Raw genomic sequence first — 26562 nt, 5'->3', positions numbered from 1 at the left:
ACCAGCCGTTAAATTTCCAACCATAGATTTCCGGCACCGGAAGAGTCCCCAGCTCTGTATCAAAGGTATGATCTTCCTTTTGTTTCTCCCCGGTCCACCTTACGTGATCCGTATCAAAAATAACTTCATACGTATTAGGAGACCAATGAGCATACACGGTTACATTTATAGATGGCATCTGATTTCCACTGTAGGAATAGCTACTTCCACCTGACGCACTGTTATACCAGCCATCAAAATGATATCCAGGTCGAGTAACTTGATCCCTACCGTCTTTCAGTACTTGGTCAAAGGATTGATCAAAGGAGATGACTACTTCCTTTTTAGGTATTCCCTCCAATGTTCCACCGGTTCCGTCTAAAGTTAATAAATATCCGTTTATCGAGTACTGGGCGGTAATTACCACATGATTCTGAATATTGGTCGTAGGCTTGTCCCAACCAGTAAAGGTATAACCGGTCCTCTCCGGGTCTGTCGGTGCTGTTGCATCAGCTCCGATTGCCACCTCCTGCTTATCTAAAACTGATCCGTTCCAATCTTTAAATACAACCTCACTGGAGATCCTTTCCCAGTGAGCATAGATTGTTAAGTCTGTATCCGGCATTTTATTTCCGCTTTCCGAATATTTGCTTCCTCCAGACGCTTCTGTGTACCAACCAGAAAAGGTGTAATATTTTCTGGCTGCACTGACTTTACCGTCTGCAAGAACCTGATCAAACGAATCTCCAAAATTAACATTTTGGCTTTTACTCTCTTCACCAGCCAGGGTCCCACCATTACCAACTAAGGTTAATTTGTGGCTGTTAACAGTGTACTGAGCAGTTAAGATTGTATGATCTTGAATATTGGTAGTAAGCTTGTCCCAACCGGTAAAGGTATAACCGTTTCTCTCCGGGGCTGCCGGAGGCATTGCATCTGCTCCGATGGCTACTTCCTGCTTATCTAAAACTGATTCATCCCAATCTTTAAATACAACCTCACTGGAACTTCTTTCCCAATGAGCATAGATTGTTAAGTTTGTATCCGGCATTTCATTTCCGCTCTCCGGATACTTACTTCCTCCGGTTTTGTCTGTATACCAACCATCAAAAGTATAATATTTTCGGGAAGCACCAGCTTTACCAGCTACAAGGGCCTGATCTAAGGAAGCTCCAAAGTTTACACTTTGATTTTTACTCTCTTCACCAGCCAGCGTTCCACCATTTCCATCTAATGTTAATTTATGACTATTAATGGCGTACTGGGCAGTTAAGATTGTATGGTCTTGAATATTGGTTGTAGTCTTGTCCCAGCCTGTAAAGGTATAACCGGATCTATCAGGATCTGCCGGCGCTGTTGCATCAGCTCCGATGGCTACTTCCTGCTTATCTAAGACTGAGCCATCCCAATCTTTAAACACAACCTCACTGGAACTTCTTTCCCAATGAGCATAGATTGTTAAGTCTGTATCCGGCATTTTATTTCCGTTCTCCGGATACTTACTTCCTCCGGTTGGATCTGTGTACCAACCATCAAAAGTATAATATTTTCGGGTTGCAACATCTTTTTCTTCCATAAGAATCTGATCTATCGACTCACCTGGTGCAATAGGCTTTTCTATTGTTAATTGATCCGATAATTTTCCACCATTACTGTCCAAAGTTAGAGTCTTGGAAATCATTTCGTACTGCGCCTTTAATACAGTATCCTCTTTGATATCTTTGTATGACTTATCCCAGCCAATAAAACGGTATCCTGCTCTTTCCGGTTCCGGTGGAACTGCATCCTGTCCATAATCTATTGTCTGCTCACTTAACAATGTGCCGTCCCAATCCTTAAAAGTTACATTGTTTTGCGGATTCGACCACTGTGCATACAAATACCAGTAATTCAGTGATCCCGGAACTGTATAAATAACTTTATCTGTTTCGCTTACCTTATTACCTCCGGATTTTTCTGTATACCATCCTTTAAAAATTTTATCTCCATTTTGGGCTACTGGTAATGTACCAACCTGATCATCATATTTACGAGATACGGATGACAAAATAGAGGTGTCCGAGCTACTTGTATTTTTGTAAAGCCTTAAATAAACATCCATAGGATTCCATATGGCATACACCGTAAAATCCCTGCTTTCCGGTACATAATAATATGAACTTGATGATGTATTTGGATAAAATGAACTACCTTTATTATCCTGTTTTGTATTCCAACGCGTGAAAGTATATCCTTTTCTGGTTGGCACAGAACGATTTGCGATATTGGTGTATATTTGCTGATATGTATAATCTGACGTATACATCGTGTATATATATGGATTTGGCGCACCCTCAAAGTTATAATCATATGTTACTTTTGTCGGATACCTTGACCATTGAGCATATAGATTAAAATCATGATCAGGCATCAATGTTTCTTCTGTTACCTGGGTTCCGCCAGTATAATATGTGTACCAACCCAAGAAATCTAATCCTTTACTGGTTACTTCTGGCAACTTGCCTATTGGCTTATCATAAATCATAGGGACTTTCGATGGATTGCTCTCACCAGAAACACGTTTGTCAAAGATAATGTAGTATGTAATTGGGTCCCACACCTGATATAAATCATGATCATACGGTTGTACACTATTAAGGTTAGAATATTTTGCATCCGGTGTGGATGCCCAGCCTTTAAATGTATAACCTGTTCTTGTTTCTACCAAACCCTTTGTTAAGGTTTGTGAATCAATTATTTTTGAAAAATATAAACCTATATCATATTGAACCTCAATCACTTTGGTAACATCTTGACCATCATTGGAATGCAATGTAACCTTAACCAAATTGCCCTCTTGCTTTGGATATAAATACAAAGTACTGTCTTTGTAATAATTTTTGGAATCAAATGTCTCCACGCACTCCAGATCCACATCAGGCATATTGGTACCAGCTGAACCATACCATGTGCCAGAATAATGATAGCCCGTCTTAGGTGCTGGCAAACTTGAGAAATCCACCTCTGGTGGAGTTGCCTTCCCTCTTGCAATTATTGTTTCCGTTTTAAGAATATTCGCATTGGAGGACGCAGCATCCATATATTTAATGGTAATATTGGGGATCTTTTTATATTGTGCTTTTATAACCATGTCTTTTGATACATTTATAAAACTATGATCCCACCCAACAAAATCCATACCATCTATTTCAGGTGCTTGTGGCGGTATAGCACTATCTCCGGTTACCACACTTTGCGGCTCTCCAATGACCTCCCCATTGTAATCTAAAAAAGTTATAGTATTAGTGTTTGCCGTATAATTTGCATACATTACCATATTCGAATTAAGAGTGATAGATCCACTATAATGCGTTCCGGTGCCATGCGTTCCTGAATACCACCCCGCAAACGTATACCCTTCAAGTGTTGGTTCATCATAGTCATTCAAATCAATGACTCTTCCCGGATTGCCTACAATCAAGTACCAGTTACTAGCACAACTTCCGTGGTATAAAGTCGGATAATGTTCCTCGGCAGGCTGTCTTATTAACTGAAGAGTATAGGTTCCATTTGGTTTCCACATACCATATAGGTTCCCTAAATGTCCCGCATCTCCACGTCGAACTTGTGTCCCAGCTTTAAGGAATCCACCTCCATATAATAACCATTCATAATTTTGTGGGTGGTCTATAACTGATTCATTACCAAATGGCGGACCACCTGGATAGTTATAATAATCTGCCCAACCTAAGAAAGTATATCCGCTCCAACTTGGTGTCCATAAAGTAAATAAAGTGTCTGCCGTATCATAGGTACTAGGACTATCTGTCTTATCTGCTACGGATATGTTGCCATTTATAATTCTCATACTGCTATAATATAATTTTTGTAATGCCTCACTTGTTGCCAAGCTTGTCATTAACAGATTACGAATATCTACTACATTTCCTTCTTTATCCGAATCATACCAGTTTGGTTCTTTTTCAGATTTTGACTCATTTAGTATTGTTCCATAGAAATGATAACCCTGGTCATCTTCCGCATCAGTCAAATGCCAGATGCCATAAGAAGAAGCATCCCAGTTTTTGAATCCTTTTATGTTTTCTTTGTCATATTCTTCAATGCCGAGACTGTCAAAAAACAACCTCCAGGATAAATCTACCCAAGCTTTTTTATCTGGAACAACACTTTTGAATACGAATGGAGCTAAACTGTAATATTCGTCATCCAGGTTAATGGAGGAGGTAAGATCCTCAACGGTTCCTTCCTGATCCACCTCATACCATAGAGGAAACTCAGCATCGCCATCCACATATCCATAATCCCGGTACTGTACCATCCCATTACGGTCTTCAAATTTCCAGAATCGTTTTCCCGCTTTTTTAACCTGGGAGTAATAGTCCGGCACCTCCTCTGGCTCCAACTGGACAAACTTTCTAACAGCCTCCGAAGGAGTTGCCTTATCCTCAGGCCTTTCTGCCTGCGAGGGTGTAGCTTTATCCCCCGGACTTTCTGCCTCTGACGGGGTGCCCTTATCCGCCACATTTTCCTCTGCTTGTGACGGAGAAGCAATTGCATTTACCGTGTCTAACATTTTTGATTTTGTCATTGCAGTAGCCACCAAAGATGGTGGCGCATACCCCACTGTAGTTACTGCGATGATAACAGCAAGACAAAGAGATATAATCCTTTTTGTATTACCTCTCATATTCCTTTCTCCCCTAATTTTTTATACCCATGTTCTTTAATCCACTGTATTTGTTCCTGATCCTCCTGATATTTGTCTCCGGAATTTACAATAGCCAGTGAGGACAGTGTGATGAAAATAAAAACTACAATTGATGCAAAAATAAATCCAATCAATATGTAAAACAGAATATTCATGATTTTGTCACCTCTCTCTTACCAATTGCCACTCACTCTACCTCATCCCTGCGGGATCGTCATAACCGGCCTGATCCCGATGCTTGTCTCTGATACATTAACTGGCTGTATGTTCCCGTCTGTGAGACTGACTGTATAAATCCCTTCACCATACCTAAAATCATCAAGACCTCCATCCTGCGGCGTCCTTAGATAATAACCTTTGGAATAAGCAGAGATCTGAGACTCTGGATTATTCATATCATTCCCATCAAACGTCCACAGATAATCCCGGTACTTTAACGCTTCTTCCACAGACAGGATAAAAATTTTATCCTCCATGGACTGATATAAACGGTCATATCCCTTTATGCCGCTTTCACTTAGTTGTTCATAAGTCCCTCTTCTGGTTGATCCTAAGAAGGATTTCGTGATCCCAACGTAGGTGTCATGGAGAAATAATGAATCAGTAGCATTATTCTGCAGCCACTCCCGTACCTTTGAATATTTATAATTGTTATTGTCTCCAAAGTTCAGCTTTTTGGAAGTTCCCATAATGTCGGACCGTATTACACTATCACAGAGGAACAGAGCTGTTTTCTGGCTGTTCCCCATTGCATCTTCATAATCCTCATCGATGCAGCGGAATAAATAAATACGATTTCCTATGGTCCTGGTCTGAATATCTCCAAGGCTGTAATGTACCTTTTCCGGCGCTTCATCTGCCGATTGGTAGCAGATATCGCAGACCCCATCGTGATCTGCATCCGTATGTCCTGTCGCGGGTAAAATCACTTTTTCCTCCTTTCCGCACTTTCTGCACCTTATAAGTTCATAACCATTTTCCGTACAGGTTGGTTCTACCCGTTCGATTATTTCATAATTATGACTGCATGTGCTTTCCTCATAAGTTTTCTCAAACCCAACTCTCATAACCGTGTAGGTGTCGCCATCAATGACTAACTCATCCCGGATCAGCTGTGATAGATTCTTAATGTTATTCATTTTCTGACTAAGAATTAAAATTGCAGGAGTATGATTCTTTGCAATTAGGTACACCTCCATGCGTTCTGATCCATCCGCCATTGATGCAAGGTTTAAAAGCCTTTCATTACTTTCTTCCTGACTTTCTGTAATCAACTGCAGATCATTTGGCTCTTCCCCAGTAATAGCAAGATCTGATTCTCTCGCTGTATCCAGCCATTGATTCAGTTTATCTCTTGCCTCCTGATCCGGATCATCTTCCTCTGGCAGCTTCTCTCCCTTTTCAAACTCCACATAATATTTCTGAGTACCGGTTCCGCTTACAACGGTACTCCAGGGGCTGGATACCAGGGAATGATAATAATACTGGTCCTTACCAAGAATTGTTTCCGGGAAGTCAATTGTTAGTTCCGTCTCTTCCTCACTTTGTCCGCTCTGGGATTTAAAAATCTCATTGCTGTGATTATCCTCTTCTACAAAATACAGCTTCCAGGAAACCTTTTTTGCTTCAGAAGGAGAAGCTGGCTCTAATTTTGAATAATAAATATTGATTCTCATTCCATCTGTTACAAGACGGTACTGTTCCTTCTGTCCATTGCAGATTTCATATCCATCAAACTCAGGAAAATCAATCATGATATCCGCATATTTCAGGTCATTACCAGTTACCACTTTTAAAACTGTTTTGCTTTCCACATCCAGAAATTTAATGGTGTAGTCAAACTCGGCTTTTGTTTCAACCGGCTTTGGCTGCTGTGCATTGGAAGGGGAGGCCGGTTCCTTTTGTGGCTCCTTTTGTGACTCTTCTGATTTTCCATCTTGAGGTTTTGCATTGTTTTTTGTGCCTGAGCTGCTATGTTCTGATCCACCGCTTCCTCCACCACCTGAGCCTCCTCCTGAAAACCTTATTGAAGATACTGTCTTTTTTGTCAGTTCTGTCTGTATTCCTTTGCCAGCCTGATACTGCGTAATTCCATTTTCATTGATCCAGGCTCCGGAGCTATTAACCCGAAACCCATCTGGGGTTTGTGCGTTTTCATACATTTCTCCTTCCAGATAATTAATATCCATGCTGCCAGCCAGGTAATAGCAGTAACCATCAATCCATTGCCAGCCTGTCAGCATTGTTCCTTTTGTTCCGTCCGATATCGGATTGAAGAAATACCATTTGTCGGCAATTTGCTGCCAGCCAGTTACCATATACCCGGTATCATCAAAATAGTACCAAGTATTATCGATCAGCTTCCAGGTACCTATTTCTTGTCCAGAATCAGATTTATATTTCCACTGGGTTCCCTCTTGTACCCAGGCCCCATAAATCGGTGTAGGTATACTTGTTGCTGCTATCACTACACTTAATAGAGCAAACCATTTTCTTTTTTTCATTAGATATTCATCACCTCTTTAATTTTTGCATCAAAAAAGGAACGATTAACATTTCACATGCCAATCGTTCCTTTAAAATAATCTATTAACGTTCAATTCCCCGACTCGGTTCTAATTCTCGAATCCTTTTTTGGGCCATTTCTAATCGGTTACTCAAATCTCTGTTCTCTCTTGCTAATTCCCTTATTTTCCTTTCTTTATCCTTTATTGATCGATTCAGTAAAGCATTATCTTCATAAATACTATTGATTCCTTCCAAAAGATAATCTGGTGTAGTAAGTGTACCACTCAATTCACTTTTTAACCTTTTCTGAAATTCAAGTTCTGCTACAAGTTTTCCAACATCAGTTAATAATTTATCACCGGATTTTGTTGCGTTACTGATACCAGGTACTATTCTTTCAACAACTTCATCTCTAACTTTTTTTACATTGTCATCAATATTAGAAACTTGAGGCTTCATTTCCGATGTGTCAGCTTTTACTTCACCAATTTTATTTGAATCCTTTTTAAACAAAACTACTTGACTCCAAATACCTCCTGCAACGCCAAGCAACGAACCTACGACTCCTATCACGGCAACTATAACAGCTATATCCATCTTTGTACTTTTCCCCCCTTCTTCTGATAAGGTCACTATTAATAAACCTATCATACTTCCAATTATAGGAAGAAACGTGTAAAATGGCAATGTTTTTCTCATTGTACCCCCTTTTCAATAGAACTATGGCATATGAAATTTTCAAGGTTCGTTACAACTTTTTTATACTTTTTTTCTTCTAAACCACCCCTTTTTCTTTGGAGTAACTCTCAGATATTCACCTAATAACTGCTCAACAGCCGGGAATTCTTCCGTATTAAAAGGATCAGATCGGTATTCAAGAAAATGAACATTCAAGCTCTCGCCTTTTGAATTTTTCATCTGCTTCTTGATTGGTTTCTCATAATTTTTATCTGTAAAATTAAAATAAAAATGTAAATGCTTAAGTATTTCATCATCGTATTGCTGCAAAATACTTGCGGCATATTCCAACTCCCAGGCTTTACTGCCAGCACAGATCAGTCGTACATGGCACTTATGATATTCCTCCATATTGCAGTCCTGGAAATTTCCAAAATCCATAATGATGAAGTTATAGCTTTTCTCCAACACTTTCTGAAAAGACACTCTATTGATATCTGGATAATAATCAATACCGTTTAATGTAAAATAAAAATGATCATGAAACTTTTCACCAAAATCTTCTCTTATTTTTTGGAAAGTGCATGATGGATTAAATTCTACAGCTGCAACCATATACCCCTTTTTACGTAAGCAGCCAGCCAGCATTACCGCACTATGAGTAGTCCCAATACGCTTCTGTGCTCCGATGAATCCGATCATAACCCGGCTAACAACCTTTACCTCGTTTATATCTATCTCTTCTGTTTTTTTAATATCTTTAAACGCTAGCGCTTCTTTGAAGCTCATACCCTTTTCTGATAAACAGAGTTCCAGACCTTTTTTCATTTCAAGATAATCATTCGTTGCAATAATATTCCAGATACCAAGTGCAAATAACTGGGATAACAGCAAATCTCCCGCTTTACGATACGGTGCAACTACAATACAACGGGTTTCATCATACATGGTTCGATACATCTTAAATGCCTGTAAAATATCATCATCCAGATCATCAAGTGCGCTTAAATCAACAATTAGAAATTCAATGTCACTTAATGAGATGATGTTATTTTTTATGTACTTTAAAAATTCGATGTGATTATCAGTCTGCTGACCAATTATGAGTTGCCCACTTTCTTCCACAGTACTTAGGATTGTCTGATGATAAATGGTGCTTGCAATGTAATAGACCATAAACTACACCTCCCGTGAACTTTCAAACTTTTGGCATATCAGGATCTCCGCCAGTTTCTTTTTGGATACCGGAATGTATTTGCATAGATTTAAAAGTTTTTCATTCATAGGCTTTGTTATTTCGAAAGCAACAATTGTTGTTGGAAGATTCACCTTGTGGCTAAAAACAAATTGAAGCTTCGGTAGTTCATTTTCGTTAATGGACGATAACACCTCAATTAGCACCATTCTACATGTAGGCCCTCTCTTCAATACTTTTTCCTCAGCGTTTAAATCGATCCAGTCTACAACATAGTCAGGCAAACTCACTTGTAAAAATATCTTTTTCTTTTCATTCACTCGCCTCCCCTCCTAAAAGAAAATTCAAATTCATCTGTCCCTTCATGAAACCCAATGTCTAAAACAGATTTTCCGACTTTACAGGAAAAAAACGTCTTTTCCCCATCTTTTCGTAAACTTCCTTCAATAACCTGAATTTCCGTTTCCTCAATGCCCTGGGAAATTAGAAACGCCTGAGTTTTCTCAGTTAATTTCTCTAATTCTTCATATGGCAAAGCTCCCTTCTCATCAATCTGCTCTGTATTAGTAAAATAAATTGTTATTAATTCACCCTCTTGATATAATTCCGGTTCCATCATCACTTCCTTTGATGTCTGTATCTGTTCTTTCTGGTTTATCTTTTCTTCCTTCATCACTTTTTTTTGTACAAAGGAGGTGACCAAAAATACAGCTGATAAAAAAATACAGATACATACAGTCATTAACTTTTTTCCTCGATTATCACCATTCATTTTTTTTCCTCAATTAAAACTCCAAAAATTTTTAGATTCCCTTATAATTAGCTCCAAAGGAAATTTTTTGTTAATATGATTTTTAGTATTGTTATCTGATGGATCATTGACAAGAATCTCCCCATTCTCAGTAATTCCTCGGAGTACAATCAGATGTCCCCCTTTTGTAAATGTTCCCGGTCCTACACTTGCAATTACCGGTTTTCCGCTGGATAGTGCTGCTGTCATACCAGCAGTACTTTTACCAAGATTTTTACAACTAATTCCCCAATGTGACGCACATGCCGGAAATATACTCCAACTGCTTCCTTGTCCTGAAACATAATATCTATTGCCAGTCCAGGAAACCACATCTGCAGGTGTTATCCTGTTTCCACTCAAATAGGATATAACCATAGCTAATGAAGTTGGCGCGCAACCGCTGGAGGCAATTGTTCCATTTCCGTATGCCATACCACTCCACGGCTGCCCTCCTCCCTGTTTATACAATGGAATATTCATCCCATCGGCACCATACGCCACCTCACCATCATAAACAGGGCTTCCTCCTTGATGATTATTAGCTCCCTGCCTGTCATCCTTATACAGAGTGATGAAATTACCATAAGATGTAAGATAAAAATTCTGATATGTTTGTTCAGCAAAATATAAACTGGCAATCTCATCTTCAGATAATATGACATTCTGAATTAAGTAATCATCCCCGTCATTGGAGATCTCAACCCGATTCACTGAATTATAAAAATCAAATATTTTCTCTCGGTCTGCCTTGTATTTTTCTGCTTTATTTTCCTGGCAATTTACGGTTGACAGATAAGCTAACAAAACACAAAGCCCTGGTTCATTTACTGTAACCTTGACATTGACATCACATTCACTTGTCTCCTCACCTGTTTCCGGATCAACATCTGTGGTTGTATTTTCCTCAATGATTCTATTCGCCTCCGCATTCATTTCATTTTCTATCTCCGTCATATAATCCTCGTAAATGGGATTAATCTGACCAAACAGTTCTGTTTTGGTTAAATCAAAATCACCACTGATGGAACCATTACCAAAAAGAACGGAGATTGTCATCAGCATGATCGAAGGAAGGAAAAGCAGAAAAAGTATCCCAAAAGAACCCCACTTCAATATTTTTTTTAAATTATCGGGTTCTAATGCCAGTTTCGCCGCCAGTTTTATCAGCATTGGATTCACGGATTATCGTCCACCCGCCTTTCCAAACATCTTTAGAAATTCATCGCTTACCTCAACAGTCAGGTTTATACGGGTACTGCCCGCCATAAAAATACCTTGTCCTCTGTTCTTTGCTGCTAAGATTGCCACCTCTTTCTCCGATAAATTGAACAGTTCTGTTGTATCCTTTAGATTTTTCCCATCACAACCCATCAGGAATTTATAACAGGCATTGTCCATGAGCGCTTGTCCGTACCGCTTTACACTCTCATCCATAATGTCAACACAGGAGTGAGTAATGAACATAAGACCGCCTTCATATTTTCTATCTCTCTTAGAAATGTTGCGGAAGAACTTCATCAGGTCAGGGTTTTCCGGATCAACAAATAGGTATCCCTCATCGACCACAAAGATAACCTTCAGTGTTCGATCCTCCGACATTTGCTGCCATGCCCAGGTAGTTATGTTATAAAATTGAGCATTTCTCACGTTATCATCTGCTTCTAACAGACCAGAGACTACAAGATCAACAAAGTCTGTCTTCGGGTCCAATGTAGTATGTCCATTCCATAAATGGCTGTCAGCTCCTTCTCCCGCACTAAATAAAAGATCTTCCAGATTTCTGTAAATATTTTTTAAGTAGCTTTCGGTTTCACCATCAGCTTTTTCCTTAACCAGATGGTACAGATCCTCCATAATTGGAAAATCTTCATTTTTAAGATTTCTGATATCGGTATCCCATGTAATGCCAAATTTTCCGTACAATTCAATCAGACATTTTTCAAGATGAGTCTTGATGGTTGCGGTAAACTCTTTTTTCCCAAAGTAAAGTGAGAAAAAGAATCTTAATTGCTGTATGTAAAGCGCCATGTCTGATACTCCATTACTTAAATCATAAACAAAGTAATCGGAAAGCTCTTCCCCCTCATCCAGATCCTCCTGGCGGATGTACGGTGCCGGTCTGATCTGTAAGGGATTAATGCGGCTGTTTAAGCCTGATGCGCAATTAAGCACTTCACCATTAATAAATTCATGCCTGGCTAAATCCACATACTCAGTCTCCGGATCAAAAATAATAATTTTAGCTCCAAGAGCAAATTCCATTGTCAGGATATCTTTAATTGCTGTTGATTTTCCTGTACCAGGAAGGCCGGTTATAATCCAATTAGAATTAGTTCTGTCTTTATTCCTTAGCCAGGTATTCACTCGTATAATTTTTTTATTTCTTGTTTTACCTAAGAAATAACCATCTCTATCATTCAGGCCTGAACTGGCCATGGGAAACCCACCAATAAAAGTGCTGATTGGCATACTTCTTTCTCCCATGTTACTCACATTTTCCCTGTCAGGAAGACCAAATGGACTCATCGCCTGATATGCCTGTAATTGCCGGTATTTTAAATTTCTCATATTACATTCAGCAACGGAAACCGAGCCGCTTACACGTTTAATCCGCTGATTTAAGGTCTCAGAAGACGGAGACTGTATCAGAAGCATGATGTTTAAGTATCCAACCGGCTCATTTTGAATTCCGATTCTTTTAATCATCTCTTTTAAGTCTTTTACTCCTCTGGCATAACTCTGCCGTTCAGACTCTTCTTTTGCAGTTTCTGCATTGGAGTTCAATTCTGATATCCGTTTATTCATGACCTTGATCATACGTGCAGGACTGGTATGCCGATATTCGATAACGGTTGCTGTCCCCTCCAGGGAGCATAAATCAACCAGCCAGCCATAATCCACATGACTGGGATACTTGGATATGGTAAATATCGCTCCAGCATTTTCGCCTATATTGATATGACTATTGTCATAATCAATGCCTGAGGGAGTAATAATATTTAATACATTTTCATTTACATCATTAACTACCACAATTTCTTTCATCTCAATAATCCTTTATCATTGGTATAGGTGTAATAACCGGATTGTCCGCTGTACTCATAAAACTTACTTGCTGACTGTTTGTAAAAAGATTACACAGCTTAAAAATTTCCGTCTCATTAAGTATTTCAGCATCTATGCCTACGCCAGAATATCGCTGTTTGAACTCTTCCAGCCTGGTTAACAACTCTTTTTTAGTATCATTAATATTTTTTTCAGCCCTTGCCCATATCTTAAAATAATGGTGATGCTCATAATTCTCACCAGATGATGATAGCTCTGCTGCTTGTCGTATCATGATAGCTAAAATCTGCCTTTTCCCGTAGTTCGATAATTCTTCCTGATACTGTTTTTTCAAATAATTCTTATAATCATCCAAATCCAACTCTCTGGGGAAAGCGCAGTAATCAAAATCCTTTCGATCCCCTTCAAAAGATAAGGACAGATTTTGCGTTCGAATACGACGCTCATCAATTGCTAACAGATCAAGATTGTATGGGAACACTCTTAAATAACCAAAGAGATAACCATCTTTTGAAAAAAGAAAATTTCCTTTAATATCTTTTACATTGGTAAATTGGTTTGCAGTTAATTCTCTTTCATTGACTGTTTGCTTGTTTTTACTCATCTTCCTCAACCTCATGCTCTGCATAAAACTCATTTTTAAAAACATACTGATACTTTTTCTGTGCTTTTTGATAATCCATAAAGATAATAATTTTCTTTATCAGATTTTCATTACTCATATCTCTTCTTATCAGTGTTATAACCATAAAGATAATGAATGCACCAATACTTACTCCTACTATGGTATTCTGAGCTACCGATAGGAAAATACCGATTACTACAGATATAATAAAAGCAATAGCTATGACACCCACTTCATTCTGTCCGATACCGGATATATAATCATCCGAATCTGGAATAGGAACAGGTATGTAAAGTTCTTTTTCCAGGATCTGATTCTCTTTCTCTTCCATATTCCCTCCCAACTTAAAAATAATAATGTTTGATAACTCCTAAGAATGTGCTTAAACAAATTGCAATAATTGCTGCAGTTAACTTTTTGGTCATTTTATTTATCAGATCAGGCACTGCTTCACCAGTAATAATGCCTGTAAATATCAGACAGGCAATTCTAGCGGTAATGCCAACTGCCATTAATCCAGATAATGCCAAAGTCAAATTCGTTATAAACTTTAATGATTCCATTGTTTTCCTTTTTTATTTTACTGATTTCATCAAATTAGGAAGCATTGATACGGCAGTACGCCCAGCCTCGGCAACCCCTCTACCGAACCCAGAAGAATAGATAAATTTCTCTAACCATTTGGGACCTCGGAGCATAAGGAAAAACCAGCCAAAGGTTATTAGTAACTCATTCGACATGACACTTACCGAAACAGTCATAAGTGACGCTATAAACATCCGGTAACAAAGCAGTTGAAGTCCGTAATATAAAAATGTCACTGCATAAGAAATAAAGAAATTTCCCCAACGTTCCCGATTGGCCGTTACAAGATCAACCGACATTATTGGCAACATTATTTTCATCAAGCTCAGCTCTGCTCCTCTGATACCCGCAATAATGCTAAATACCAAAATACCTATTACCAATAAAAGTATTATCAAAAGAAAAATGAATGATGATGGTGTCCTGGCGATAGTGGCAGTAAGATCTGAAATTGTGGGTTTTAAATCAATGACGCCACCCGCTTCTCCAAGATCGGTAGCAAATGCTTTGCTGAACCGAAAAAAATAAGTAGTAATAAAGTCGTTAGATGAGCAGATAGCAACCGCTTCTGAGCATCGTACCAAAATATCAAGTGGATCAGAGTCAGGATCTCCATTTGTCTCCATTACATAAGTTGTAAAATACTGCTTTACTCCAATTAACGTTATCAGAGCAATTCCAAGCAAAGTTGTGTATGTGGCTGCATTGATAACCAATCTGTTGCTCAAATTTACTTCTGCAACGTAGAAAAAAATGTTATTTACAAAATTGTTAAAAAAATCCAGTATTCCATTAATCAAATCATAGATTAAATCAGTAAAATTACTTAACATCCAGCTAATTACATTGTCCACGACTGGCTGCATATCCTATCCTCCATAATAGGAAAGCACTGCAGTTATTACTCCACCGATACAGGTGCCAAGAATTCCTAACTCTAACGTTTGAATTAATGCTTTTTTATGCTTTGGTTTTTCTTCATCTGCCGCAGTCTGCCATGTTACAATATTTTTAGCTGAGATTGCGGCCGTTGCTAAGGCCACCAATCCCGTTAAAACTGCTGCCACATCTCTCAATAAATTCTTAGTTCCTGTTACCAACTGTGTACTTTCCAAACTTCCTGCGAATGCCGGAAATGTAAAAATAAGAGTTGCAATAAATGCAATATGTAAAATATAAAGTGTCCTCTTTTTCATAAAGATTGATTTTCCTTTCTAATGAGCGGAACTGAGTTCCGCTCATAGTTTTACTTAAGGTTCCAATTCGATAATGGGCTGTCTGTTATTAGATATTTCCACTCTGACTGACTGATTCTTCTGTATCTCCGGCAGTGCATCCTGAGATACTTCCTTAACCCAGCCCTTTTCAGCCCATGATTTCGGTACTTTGTTTTTGTATTCCGGAAAGCTCTGCCCAGGCTTTATGTCTTTTAATCCTTTAGCTGCCCTGTGGCGGTATCCTTGTTCCGATAACACGTATATATTGTTTCCCTGAGCAACTTTCATGTTGTCGACTGTATAGTCTTCAAGTTTCTTAACTTTTTCAATGGCTTTACTTACAGTCTCACTCATTTCTGATGTGTATTTATGTATTTCAGAAAATGGAAACTGCAATATTCCGGATAATTTTCCGTTCTCCCTTACCGTTTCAACGGCTTCCTTTCCAGTAAGTAATCTACCGATATTTGCTGCACGATTTCCCATTTCATGATATTCATGGCTTACTGCATTGATTTTCTGTACCTTTCTATCCGCACCATGGGCCATCTTAATTAAAGAATCATTTAAAGATTGGAGACCTTCTTTTACTTTAAAAAAACCAACAACTTTATTAAGTGCCATAACCCCTTTTTCCTTAACTGAAGCAAGAGCATTTTGGGTAAAAGTAATGATGAGGTCTTTCACGGAATTTAATTTCGAACCAATTTCAAAAACATTCTCTTTTTTTCTTTCAAGTTCCTCTGTCAAAGTATTATTTTTATTATGGATCTCACCCAATTGGGCTTTAAGATCATTTAATTCAATTAAAATTGAATCATACTTTTTTTCAACAATACTGACGTACTCAACCAATTCCATGTAATCCTGTTTTTGAACCATAAAATTCGGATCACCAAGATTGTCAATAAAATCTTTTATGCTTTGATCTTCTTTTATCGGGTGAGATACTGAATTCACTTCCATAACATTATTTTTGACCATGTCCGTATCCGCTTTGATATCCCTTTCGTCAGGTGTATCAATCTCACTATTTAATTGTTTTTCCATTCCTTCCCTTTCTGCATGAACGGAACTGAGTTCCGTTCATAGATATTAAATATTCTTGTTAGTGATGTAATCTGGCTGATTCTTAGTTTAAAAAACTTATTTGCTGATTAGCCTCTTCCTCCAACATTTCTTTATAAGTATTCCATATACCCCAAAGCGGAATATCCTCCACAATACGCTCTTCTCTCTCCTGCTCTCTTTGCATTAAAACACGGGTATTGTGATCTTCATCACCAAGCCCCCATATCTTATTGATACGATACTGAGAAAGATCAGGAAGCTCAGTAATTGCTGGAAACTCTCCAATGTTTTTACTCAATGCATAAGGTTTATCAATGCGTCCGATTTCTTCAGGCTTTAATAACTTACGTCCTGTCATGCTACTGGAATTAGAAAGATTTACATCATTGCTTTTTGTTGATGTTGACGCACTTGTCGATGAACTTGGAACTTCCACCGTATAATCCCCTATGCTATCCGAAAAATCTTTTAAGGTTTGATTGTCATCCGCTTTTAAAACAATCTTTATCTCGCAACAGGTTTTAATCGTTCTAAACTCATCTTTATACTTAGTCTCCAATTGCTGATAATCCTGAATAACAAGGTTCGCACGGCAACCACGACTACGTCCTGCCGATGCTAATCCTCCTAAAATTGGTATATAAGGGAAATTACCAACCTCATCCAAATCATAGTCAGTATTAATCGGAAGCCTAAGCCCGTTTTTACTTGCAGTTTCGACCTGCGCGATATAGATTTGGTTTATTAGTATCGAGGCTAAAGGATATAAAGTTTTCTTTTCATCTGGGATCAACATATACAGGGCTATTTTTTCCTTTCCTATATCACTTAAGCGAAAGTCGGATTTTGAGGTCATTTCTGCGACATTCGGATTAGTAAATAATTTCAATGTTCCCATTGCAGATGTAAAGAAACTTGATTTTGTTCTATCATGCGCTACCTGAGCCATAGCAAAAACAGATTTGGCTGGATGTCCATCTGGTAGTGTTGCTAAATATAAAGATAACGGAGTTTTGAGTGTAACGGGATGTGGCTGACACATATATGCCAGGAAGTAATAGACATTGGTTAGATTTCGATATTGTTCTTCAGCCTCTATGGATACAGCTAAAATAGCTGCCGCAATTGTTGCGGTCTCGCCGTTATACCATAGTGGCTCTCCCTTTTGTTCTCCAACAAGTACTGATACCAAATCCCATGTATAATCAATTGCCTGCGCTTTATCCTTTGCAGCTAATGCATCTAAAATCGGTTGAAGGAAATTATAATGAGCGGATTTTTTAGGATTTCTAAAGTCTACAGCTATCGTCCGATGTCCCAAACTTTCAGCAAACTTATGAGTATAGGCATAAATTTCTCCCTTAACATCACTTATTACGGCACACAGTCCTGAGATCAGCTGAAGCCAAACTGTTTGCAGCAAGATTCTCCGCGTCTTTCCTGCTCCAGTCGAACCAAGTATCAGCGCATGACCCTCACCTTGTATGTATCTAATTAATTCCCTACCTTTTGAATCTTTCTTCATTTCAATAACAAGTCCACCGTTGCCATTAGGAACTTCTTTTCCCGTAAAAATAAACATAGAAAAAAGCAAATCTTTTTCTTTCTCTGTCAGGAAACGAGCAGTTCCATACTGTCCATTTCCTACAGCAACTGGAATTTTAATCTTATTTGTGACCTGAATTTCCTTTATATCCATAATTTCAGCTTTTGGCCTGATAACCAACCATATTATGTATGACGCATATAATGCCTGAAGGATTATATACCAGAGCTTAACACCCGTGTTCTTTACGAGAAACATCCATGCATTCAAATAGCTATAATCCAGCTTCAGGCCATCATACTTTGTAATATGAAATAACCAGTCTGTATACTGATGAATGACATATGCAATGAACGGACTTATTAAAAGCTCAATTACCGTAACTGTAATTATTGCACGCAGCCTCTTAAGCTTCTTTTCCTGCATCGTGGTTTTATTTAACGTTGCCACCTAAAAAACAATCCCCTCCCTTCTGTACATAAGTAACAAATTTCCTCCTTTCTTTTAACCTTTATGAACGGAACTGAGTTCCGCTCATAAAACTGCGTATAAACGGAAAAATTAACTGGAAAATATTGGACAATATAGTTATTTTGTCCAGGTTAGTATCCACTAAAATAGAAGATGCATAAATTTTAGGAGGATACGTATGAGAAAAAGAGATACTGGAGATTTAAAATTTCTAACTCCGCAAGAAAAAGCAGAATTATTTAGAACTATATCTGCAGATACCAGCCGTCTAGCCAACCGAAATAAAGCAATATTTTACCTATCTGAATATTGTGCACTTCGTGCATCTGAGATAGGGCTGCTCACCCTAGCAGATTTTGATATTGCCAAAAAAAGCATTTTCTGCCGCAGGCTAAAAGGTAGTAAAAATAACACTCTTAAAATTGTTAATTCAAGAGTCTATGAGGCATTGGAACGCCATTATTGGGAAAGGATTCAAATAAATTCAAGTGATAATCACCTGTTTCTTTCCCAGCTCGGCAAGCCGATCAGCCGCAAGACGTTGGATGTATTGATGAAAAGTTACTGCTCGTTTACACAAATTCCAAATGAAAAACATCACTTTCATGTTTTAAAGCACACACGGGCTATGGAATTAATTGAATATAACGATGTAAAGCTCACAGATGTACAGTGGTGGCTGGGACACCGTAATATACAGAATACTATGATTTATTTGGACTATACTAGCAACGCGATGATTTCACTTTTTAATAAAATAGAAATTATGGAAGGGGGTGAATTATATGGCTGACTTAGAAAAATTAATATGTGAATTGGGAATTACAGAAGAAAATGCAGTAGCTGAAACCGAGTGTGATGGTTTAAGCCAAGAAGTTAGATGGGAGGATCTGAAATGGCAAAAGGAAAATCAGGAAAATACAATAACTCTAAAGAAATAAAACTAACTTCGTTAGAGAAGGTCATGGACTCCAGAAAGCAACTCGTTGAATCAATATTACGGAATTTAAAGAAAGATAACCGACTATTGCCTCCAAATTGGAATAATAGTGCGATGATACCTCAGAACCCTGTTTCCAATGTATATTATCGGGGAGGCAACCGTTTTAGACTGATGAACGCAGCTATAGAAAACGGATATAAAGATCCCCGTTGGTGTACATATATTCAAGCAAAAGAAAATGGATGGCAGGTACAAAAAGGGGCTAAGGGTGTTTTGTGTGAAAAATGGATATTGAGTAAAGAAGTTGAAGAAGTTGATTCTGATGGAAAAGCCGTATTAGATGTAAACGGAGTACCCAAAAAGAAAATGGTACAACTTGACAGGCCTATGGTAAATTATTTCATTGTCTTCAATGGAGAAAATATTAATAACATTCCTAAACTGGAACTCCCCTCCCTTACTCGTGATGAGAGTTTCAGGCTTGCCGAAGACTTTATTCAGTCCAGTAAATGTCCCATTCATGAAGTGGCTCAAGACAGTGCTTTTTACGATCCTATTCATGACAAAATAGTTCTTCCTCTGAAAGAAAGTTTTCATACCACTGAAGATTTTTTAGGAGTCACTTTACATGAAATGTCACATTCAACTGGTCATGCAGATCGCCTTAACCGTCCAATGATGAACATGTTTGGTACTCCGGATTATGCAAGAGAAGAACTTAACGCTGAAATAGGAACAATTTTTACTAAATGTGATTTGGGAATTGAGTTCGAAGAAATAGGATACATAGAAGAACGGCATAGACAATACATCAAAAGCTGGATCTCAATGTTTGAAGATGATCCCAATGAATTTTATAGGGCCTGTGCCAATGCAGATAAAATCAGCCATTATCTGATTAAAAATTACGAACAGCATCAGGAACTTCAGCATACCGCAGAACAAATTCAAGATACAGCCTCTCCTGACTATATAAAGATTTTAATGGCAGAACTGAAAAGTAACAACTTTTCTTGCAGCGAAGTTATATTAAGCAACATTCAAAAATTAAATGAAGTTACTTGCCATAAACACCAGCTGAGAGAGATTCACAGCAAATTTCATAATATAGATTCTCTTCCTGATTCAGAGAAAGTAATCGTACAGGAACTTGGTCGGGAACTTCAACAACAGACAATAGTTAGGCAAAGACTTACTACACTAAATCCTATTATACCAGAACTTTCATAATTATTGAATACTAGGAGAAAAATTAATGAGAACAACTCAGAAAAAATCATCTGAAAGTCCAAGAATCAATGTTGCCTTTGAAGCTGAGGCGTATGAGCAAATACAGCTACTTGCCGCAAAGCAGCACACTTCCATGTCAGAAGTTGTGAGGAACTGGGCTCTGCAAGGACTATCCGGAGAACTTAATGCTGATAATATCGGATTGATTACTAATATAATCCGTACTCAGCTCCAGGATGTCATGCGGCCTTCCTTTGAACGCCTGGCCTCATTAAGTGCAAAAACCTGTGTTCAGTCCGGTACTGCCGCTTATCTTTCCGCCGAAGCTATATTAAAATTTGTCCCAGCTCCCCGGCAACAGGAGGTGGAAGAAGCTTATGAACTGGCCAGAAAAAAAGCAATTGCATATTTAAAAGGACGAACCAACGAAGATGAATAGATTTTTTTATTTCAATCTGCCACACTATGATAATAGTTTTGTGGCAGATTTTCATTCAGGAAAAAACAGGAGGAGTTAACATTGCCCCATAATGTATTGATATCAAAAATAAGATGTGGTAATCCTAACAAAAAAAGTACAGCAATCCACAATAAAAACAATTTTCTTTATATTGGAACCAGGGAAGGAACAGATCTTACCCCTTTAGAAGAAGAAAATACAGAAAAGTTTGAAAAAGAAATGGCTAAGCCAGAGGACTATGTACGATACATAGCAAAAAGGTCTCATAGTCATGGACTATTTGGCAACATACCTTTAGATGATATCGATAAGGTCAGTAAATATCTTTATAAATTATCAAGACAAAAACGACTTATTTATCGTGGAATTGTTTCTCTTGATCCGAGAGATGCTGAGGATCTAGGATATTACGATAAATCAAAATGGGATTCATATATCCGCTCTGTGATCCCTGATATTGCCGACAAATTTGGTATAAGCGTTGAAAATCTACAGTGGACTGCTGCCTACCATGCAGAGGCCAGGCATCCACACGCTCATTACATGTTCTGGTCCTCAAAGCCAATGGTGCATGATTATTTTATTACTGAACACACACAAAATAAATGCAGGGAGCTGCTATCTGGTAAAATGTTCGAAGAAGAGCGTCAGAATGAAATCCTTAATAAAGAAGCTGCGAAAAACTATATTTTAGATTTTGGTAAGAAATTAATGCCTGACGAAATAAAGCGTATCAGTACCATAACTTCTGGTATTTTACATGAAAAAACAATAATCCCCAAAATTACCGGAGAACAGCTTAATAAAACTACAGAAGAACTAATCAAACTGATTCCTATGCTTCCCAAAAGAGGTCAGCTTGAATATGCTTATATACCTGCGGATGTTAAAGAACAAATCTACAAAGTCGTAGATTCTATTCTAGAAAACAAGACTGTTTTTAAAGAATATCAGAAATTCATGAGTAGCGTAGATAAGATGGCTAAGACCTATTCTCCATCAAAAAAAGAGTTAGAACATGCAGTTTGGGAAGATAATTCAGAAGAAGATCTTCGTGTAAAGTTAAGCAATATTGTACTTAAAAATATTAAAAAAAAGCTTAAGACCCACTCTAACTTTTCCCAATATGTTGAAACTATACTGAAGCAGTTAACTGAGCCACAGCAAGATCCCTTAGATATCCAACTTGAGATATCACCAACTCCTGCCCCTACTGTGACATCAGATATTTCTAATGATAATTTTACTACCATTGATAATGACATTTTATCTTCCAATTTTGATACTTTGGATCATGATACACTAGAAGAAATCGATTTTCAAGACTTTTCTTCATCTCTTCAATCTGATGAAATTGATGACAAAACAGTTTCTGACGGCTCAGCACAATTATGTGGAGACTCACAATCTTCATTTGTTGAAAATAATTATTATATTGAATGGGATGTTACATATAAAATAGCTTTAAACGAATTATATAAAACCCATAATTATGAAAAAGCCATAGAATTGCTAAATATCAGCGCAAGTGAGGGAAACCTGCTTGCGGTACATGACCTGGGCAAGGTTCTTCAACGTGGTCTCGGCTGTATAGTAAATGAACAATTGGCTGCCAATTATTATCAGAAAGCTCTGCAAGGTTTTATGAACGTATATAAGACAGATGATAATTATTACTTAAGAGAATACGCTGCTTATAAAACTGGTAAATTATTTAATGCTGGTAATGGCATTGAAAAGGATATAGATTTAGCTGAACAATGGTTTACAAGGGCAAGTAATAATAAATATGCTCAATACTCTCTTGCTAAGATATACATAGATAAAGATATTAAAAATGGAGATCCATGTCATTCAAGTGAAATTATCAGTTTACTGGAAAGCGCTTCAGAAAAAAGTCCTTACGCTTCTTATGAACTCGGTAATATATATAGAAAGGGATTTTTTACTGATCTTGATTCTGAAAAATCATATAATTATTATAATGATGCAATTACAAAATTTAATGAGATGCTTCTATCAGACGCTGATGATTCTTTAATGTATCGTGTTGGAAAAATGTATGAACTTGGATTAGGGACAGAAGTCAATTTACCTAAAGCCATAAAACTTTTCCAAGAAGCCGGAGAATTAAAAAACACCTTTGCTCTATTCTCGCTTGCTAAAATATATTTAAAAAGCGATGATTCAGAGCTCCACGAAAAAGCAGTTCATATATTGACCGATCTGCACAGAGAAAGACCTGATGACGATATGATCTCATATAGCCTGGGAAAAGTATATTTAAATGAGAAAACTCGCTTTTATGATATCAGTAAAGCTATAGAGTATTTAAAAAAATCAGCTAATTCTGAAAATCAATTTGCTCAATATCAATTAGGTAAGATTTATAGCTCGGAAAACTTTGGAACCCCAAATTACTCTCTCGCCATATCTTATTTAGAAGCTTCTGCTTTACAGGGTAATGATTTTGCTATGTATCAGCTGGGCGTTCTTTATAAAAATTCCGATTTAGACTTTTATAATATTGACAAAGCAATTGAATATCTTAAAGACTCCTCCGGATTAGGAAATCAGTTTGCTCAATACCAACTGGGCAAAATCTACAGTTCTTCTGATTTTGGGGAACCGGATTACCCACTTGCTATTTCTTACCTGGAGGCCTCTGCCGCACAAGGAAATGATTTTGCAATGTATCAACTGGGCATTATCTATAAAAATTCCGATTTAGAGTTTTACGACATTGATAAAGCAATTGATTACTTTAAAAGTTCTGCTGAATTAGAAAACCAATTTGCTCAGTACCAACTGGGCAAAATCCACAGTTCTTCTGATTTTAGGGAACCGGATTACCCACTTGCTATTTCTTACCTGGAGGCCTCTGCCGCACAAGGAAATGATTTTGCTATGTATCAGCTGGGCGTTATCTATAAAAATTCCGATTTGGAGTTTTACGATATTGATAAAGCGATTGAATATTATAAAGACTCCTCCGGATTAGGAAATCAGTTTGCTCAATACCAACTGGGCAAAATCTACATTTCTTCTGATTTTGGAAAACCGAATTACCCACTTGCTATTTCTTACCTGGAGGCCTCTGCCACACAAGGAAATGATTTTGCAATGTATCAACTGGGCATTATCTATAAAAATTCCGATTTGGAGTTTTACGATATTGATAAAGCAATTGATTATTTTAAAAGTTCTGCTGAATTGGAAAACCAATTCGCTCAATACCAACTTGGCAAAATCTATAGCTCTCCTGGTTTCGGTATAATTGATTACTCTCTTGCTATTTCTTACTTAAAAAACTCTGCTGCACAAGGGAACGATTTCGCAATGTATCAATCGGGTAAAATTTATTCTAATAAAGATATTCCTATTTATAATATGGACCTGGCAATATCCTATTTAATAGAAGCGGCAAACAAGAACAATTCTTTTGCACAACTACAGCTTGGTATTATATATTTATGGGGTAAGGGGGTTAAATGTGACGTTACCCTTGGCATGGATTTTCTTAACAAGGCAATCAATAATGGAAATCCATTTGCGCAACAGATATTGGATTCTTACGAAATATATCGTTTGCAATATGCAATGAATATCTCATATAGGTTATTTACCAACATATTTAATGCTATAACAAATGAAAATGATCATAATTCAACTATTGCTGCGGATAGATATTTCCGTAATTTAAGTAAAAAGGCTATGATTGAGGAGCAACTAAAAAATCCCCATAAACACAACCATGAACCTGATAAATGATCTAAATCGCTGGGTAATAACCAGCGATTTTTTTGTAAGGAAAAGGCAAATTTCCTCTCTCCTTAGCTCCTTGCTCTCTTCCATAACCCCTCCTATGAACAGAACTCAGTTCCATCAGTTTCTGTTTCTCCTCCAGAAACCTTCCAATGAACGGAACTCAGTTCTTCTCATCAGCGACTGGCTATATTTATGGTGTTACACAAAAAAAGCCGATTAAGCCTAGCAATAATGGTATTAATCAGCTAAGGTGTTACAAAATTTTTTTTAAAAACCTCCATTTGTAACACCTACAAAAACCGGATGAAACCTTGATAGTTACAGGCTTTGCCTGTAAGCTGTGCCTCCGGGCGTGTAACGCCCTATTCCTGCCATAAATTCTGTATGCTTTACCGCAGAGTTTATGGGCAGGAGATGGCACTTTCATCGGGCGGGTCGGCCTTGCTTTTCGTCGTCGGCATTGTGGGTATGTGGGGAAGGCAGCTGTTTTTAGAAGGGTGGACAAATCTGTTCATAACTATCGGATAGTTATGAATGGGTTTATCCAGGCTTCGTTAGCTGTCTTGTCCATATATCCACGATGTTATAGCTGGGGCAGGAAATTACCCAGGGCGGAAAGGATGTCTCCATGCTTCTAGGAGTCATTCTTTTTGACCGTACTTTTAGCCATACCGTCGCCTGGTTTTATGCCGGAGTTCTTTCCTCCGGCCTCCCGCCGTTCAGCCCATGAAGCTGAGCGGCAACCGTCGTCGACATTGTGGGTATGTGGGCAAGGCTGCTGTTTTTAGAAGTGTGGGGAAAATTGTTTATAACAATCTGATGGACCTTTATCAGATTGTTATGAACGGTTCTCTCCATGCTTCGTTAGCTGCTTTGTCCATATATCCATGATGTTATTCTGGGGCAGGGAATTACCCAAGGCGGAAAGGATGTCTCCATACTTCTCGGAGTCCTCCTTTTTAGCCGTACTTTTAGCCATACCGTCGCCTGGTTTTATGCCGGAGCTTTCCTCCGGCCTCCCGCCGTTCAGCCCATGAAGCTGAGCGGCAACCGTCGCCGACATTGTGGATATGTGGGCAAGGCTACTGTTTTTAGAAGTGTGGGAAAAATTGTTTATAACAATTATCTTAATACTTTCCCATGGACGGAACTCAGTTCCGTTCATCAACTCCAACTTCTTCTCCCGGAATCTTCCTAAATACTTTCCATCAGCGGAACTCAGTTCCGTTCATCAGTTCCGTTCATCAGCTTCGGATCTTCTCCTCTTGGAATCTTCCTAAATACTTTCCATGAGCGGAACTCAGTTCCGTTCATCAGTTTCAGCTTCTTCTCCCGGAATCTTCCTAAATGCTTTCCATCAGCGGAACTCAGTTCCGTTGATCAGTTTCAGCTTCTTCTCCCGGAATCTCCCTAAATGCTTTCCCATAAGCGGAACTCAGTTCCGTTCATCAGTTCCAGCTTCTTCTCCCAGAATCTTTCTAAATGCTTTCCCATGAGCGGAACTCAGTTCCGTTCATCAGTTCCAGCTTCTTCTCCCGTAATCTTCCTGAATACTTTCCCATGAGCGGAACTCAGTTCTGTTCATCAGCTCCAACCTCTTCTCCTGGAATCTTTCTAAATGCTTTCCCATGAGCGGAACTCAGTTCCGTTCATCAGTTACGGGGCTTCTCCTCCTGGAATCTTTCTAAATGCTTTCCCATGAGCGGAACTCAGTTCCGT

The 26562-nt window shown here is 38.2% G+C and carries 22 protein-coding genes; 5 read left to right on the top strand and 17 right to left on the bottom strand.

Going from position 1 to position 26562, the window contains the following annotated elements:
• The 16 genes from CRO04_RS24260 to CRO04_RS24185 all read right to left on the bottom strand — a co-directional run.
• The coding region (locus CRO04_RS24260; RefSeq protein WP_207654515.1) for an InlB B-repeat-containing protein at window positions 1-4666 on the bottom strand (4666 nt) is incomplete at its 3' end.
• The gene (locus tag CRO04_RS24255; RefSeq protein WP_097006832.1) at window positions 4663-4842 is read right to left on the bottom strand and encodes a hypothetical protein; all 180 of its coding nucleotides are present in this window, start codon (window positions 4840-4842) and stop codon (window positions 4663-4665) included. The genes CRO04_RS24255 and CRO04_RS24260, both read right to left, overlap by 4 nt.
• Window positions 4843-4884: 42 nt before the next feature.
• The gene (locus CRO04_RS24250) at window positions 4885-7191 is read right to left on the bottom strand and encodes a DUF6273 domain-containing protein (RefSeq protein ID WP_097006831.1); all 2307 of its coding nucleotides are present in this window, start codon (window positions 7189-7191) and stop codon (window positions 4885-4887) included.
• Between the two features lie 85 nt (window positions 7192-7276).
• Window positions 7277-7894: a hypothetical protein gene (locus CRO04_RS24245; RefSeq protein ID WP_097006830.1), complete on the bottom strand. Its 618-nt coding sequence runs from the start codon at window positions 7892-7894 to the stop codon at window positions 7277-7279.
• 60 nt (window positions 7895-7954) lie between these two features.
• Window positions 7955-9049, bottom strand: coding sequence for a hypothetical protein (locus CRO04_RS24240; protein ID WP_097006829.1), 1095 nt, complete (start codon window positions 9047-9049; stop codon window positions 7955-7957).
• A 3-nt stretch (window positions 9050-9052) separates the two neighbouring features.
• Entirely contained in the window at window positions 9053-9388 is a 336-nt protein-coding gene (locus CRO04_RS24235) for a hypothetical protein (RefSeq protein WP_097006828.1), read from the bottom strand.
• Entirely contained in the window at window positions 9385-9840 is a 456-nt protein-coding gene (locus CRO04_RS24230) for a hypothetical protein (protein WP_097006827.1), read from the bottom strand. Before CRO04_RS24230 ends, CRO04_RS24235 begins: the two co-directional genes overlap by 4 nt.
• A 9-nt stretch (window positions 9841-9849) precedes the next feature.
• Window positions 9850-11031, bottom strand: a complete 1182-nt coding sequence (locus tag CRO04_RS24225) for a C39 family peptidase (protein WP_141401039.1) — start codon at window positions 11029-11031, stop codon at window positions 9850-9852.
• 12 nt (window positions 11032-11043) lie between these two features.
• Entirely contained in the window at window positions 11044-12906 is a 1863-nt protein-coding gene (locus tag CRO04_RS24220; RefSeq protein ID WP_097006825.1) for a VirB4 family type IV secretion system protein, read from the bottom strand.
• 1 nt (window position 12907) lies between these two features.
• The gene (locus tag CRO04_RS24215; protein WP_097006824.1) at window positions 12908-13531 is read right to left on the bottom strand and encodes a hypothetical protein; all 624 of its coding nucleotides are present in this window, start codon (window positions 13529-13531) and stop codon (window positions 12908-12910) included.
• Complete coding sequence (locus CRO04_RS24210) at window positions 13524-13883, bottom strand: hypothetical protein (RefSeq protein ID WP_097006823.1); 360 nt, start codon at window positions 13881-13883, stop codon at window positions 13524-13526. The genes CRO04_RS24215 and CRO04_RS24210 overlap by 8 nt, the downstream gene beginning before the upstream one ends.
• A gap of 13 nt (window positions 13884-13896) precedes the next feature.
• On the bottom strand, window positions 13897-14115 hold the full coding sequence (locus CRO04_RS24205; RefSeq protein ID WP_097006822.1) for a hypothetical protein: 219 nt from the start codon (window positions 14113-14115) through the stop codon (window positions 13897-13899).
• A gap of 12 nt (window positions 14116-14127) precedes the next feature.
• On the bottom strand, window positions 14128-15003 hold the full coding sequence (locus CRO04_RS24200; protein ID WP_097006821.1) for a conjugal transfer protein TrbL family protein: 876 nt from the start codon (window positions 15001-15003) through the stop codon (window positions 14128-14130).
• Between the two features lie 3 nt (window positions 15004-15006).
• Window positions 15007-15333: a hypothetical protein gene (locus CRO04_RS24195; protein WP_097006820.1), complete on the bottom strand. Its 327-nt coding sequence runs from the start codon at window positions 15331-15333 to the stop codon at window positions 15007-15009.
• Window positions 15334-15387: 54 nt separating this feature from the next.
• Window positions 15388-16404: a DUF6674 family protein gene (locus CRO04_RS24190; protein WP_097006819.1), complete on the bottom strand. Its 1017-nt coding sequence runs from the start codon at window positions 16402-16404 to the stop codon at window positions 15388-15390.
• 82 nt (window positions 16405-16486) lie between these two features.
• Window positions 16487-18421 (bottom strand): VirD4-like conjugal transfer protein, CD1115 family, encoded by a 1935-nt coding sequence (locus CRO04_RS24185; protein ID WP_097006818.1) that lies wholly within the window; start codon window positions 18419-18421, stop codon window positions 16487-16489.
• Between the two features lie 199 nt (window positions 18422-18620).
• Between CRO04_RS24185 and CRO04_RS24180 the strand changes: the two genes are divergently transcribed.
• The 5 genes from CRO04_RS24180 to mobP3 all read left to right on the top strand — a co-directional run bounded on the left by CRO04_RS24180 (window position 18621) and on the right by mobP3 (window position 24846).
• Window positions 18621-19235: a tyrosine-type recombinase/integrase gene (locus CRO04_RS24180; protein ID WP_097006817.1), complete on the top strand. Its 615-nt coding sequence runs from the start codon at window positions 18621-18623 to the stop codon at window positions 19233-19235.
• Entirely contained in the window at window positions 19228-19383 is a 156-nt protein-coding gene (locus CRO04_RS26470; protein ID WP_166432671.1) for a hypothetical protein, read from the top strand. The genes CRO04_RS24180 and CRO04_RS26470 overlap by 8 nt, the downstream gene beginning before the upstream one ends.
• A complete protein-coding gene (locus CRO04_RS24175; RefSeq protein WP_166432670.1) occupies window positions 19338-20615 on the top strand; it encodes an ArdC family protein in 1278 nt (425 codons plus the stop codon). The genes CRO04_RS26470 and CRO04_RS24175 overlap by 46 nt, the downstream gene beginning before the upstream one ends.
• Before the next feature lie 25 nt (window positions 20616-20640).
• Window positions 20641-21054, top strand: a complete 414-nt coding sequence (locus CRO04_RS24170; protein WP_097006815.1) for a hypothetical protein — start codon at window positions 20641-20643, stop codon at window positions 21052-21054.
• Between the two features lie 81 nt (window positions 21055-21135).
• A complete protein-coding gene (gene mobP3 / locus CRO04_RS24165; protein ID WP_097006814.1) occupies window positions 21136-24846 on the top strand; it encodes a MobP3 family relaxase in 3711 nt (1236 codons plus the stop codon).
• 835 nt (window positions 24847-25681) lie between these two features.
• On the opposite strand, the gene CRO04_RS24160 is transcribed toward mobP3, so the two are convergent.
• Window positions 25682-26017, bottom strand: a complete 336-nt coding sequence (locus CRO04_RS24160; RefSeq protein ID WP_141401037.1) for a hypothetical protein — start codon at window positions 26015-26017, stop codon at window positions 25682-25684.
• Window positions 26018-26562: the final 545 nt, after the last annotated feature.

The sequence above is a fragment of the Lacrimispora amygdalina genome, assembly GCF_900205965.1.
GTDB classification, from domain to species: Bacteria; Bacillota; Clostridia; order Lachnospirales; family Lachnospiraceae; genus Lacrimispora; species Lacrimispora amygdalina_A.
The sequence above is the reverse complement of the archived record's forward strand: the minus strand, read 5'-3'. Positions and strand labels throughout refer to the sequence as shown.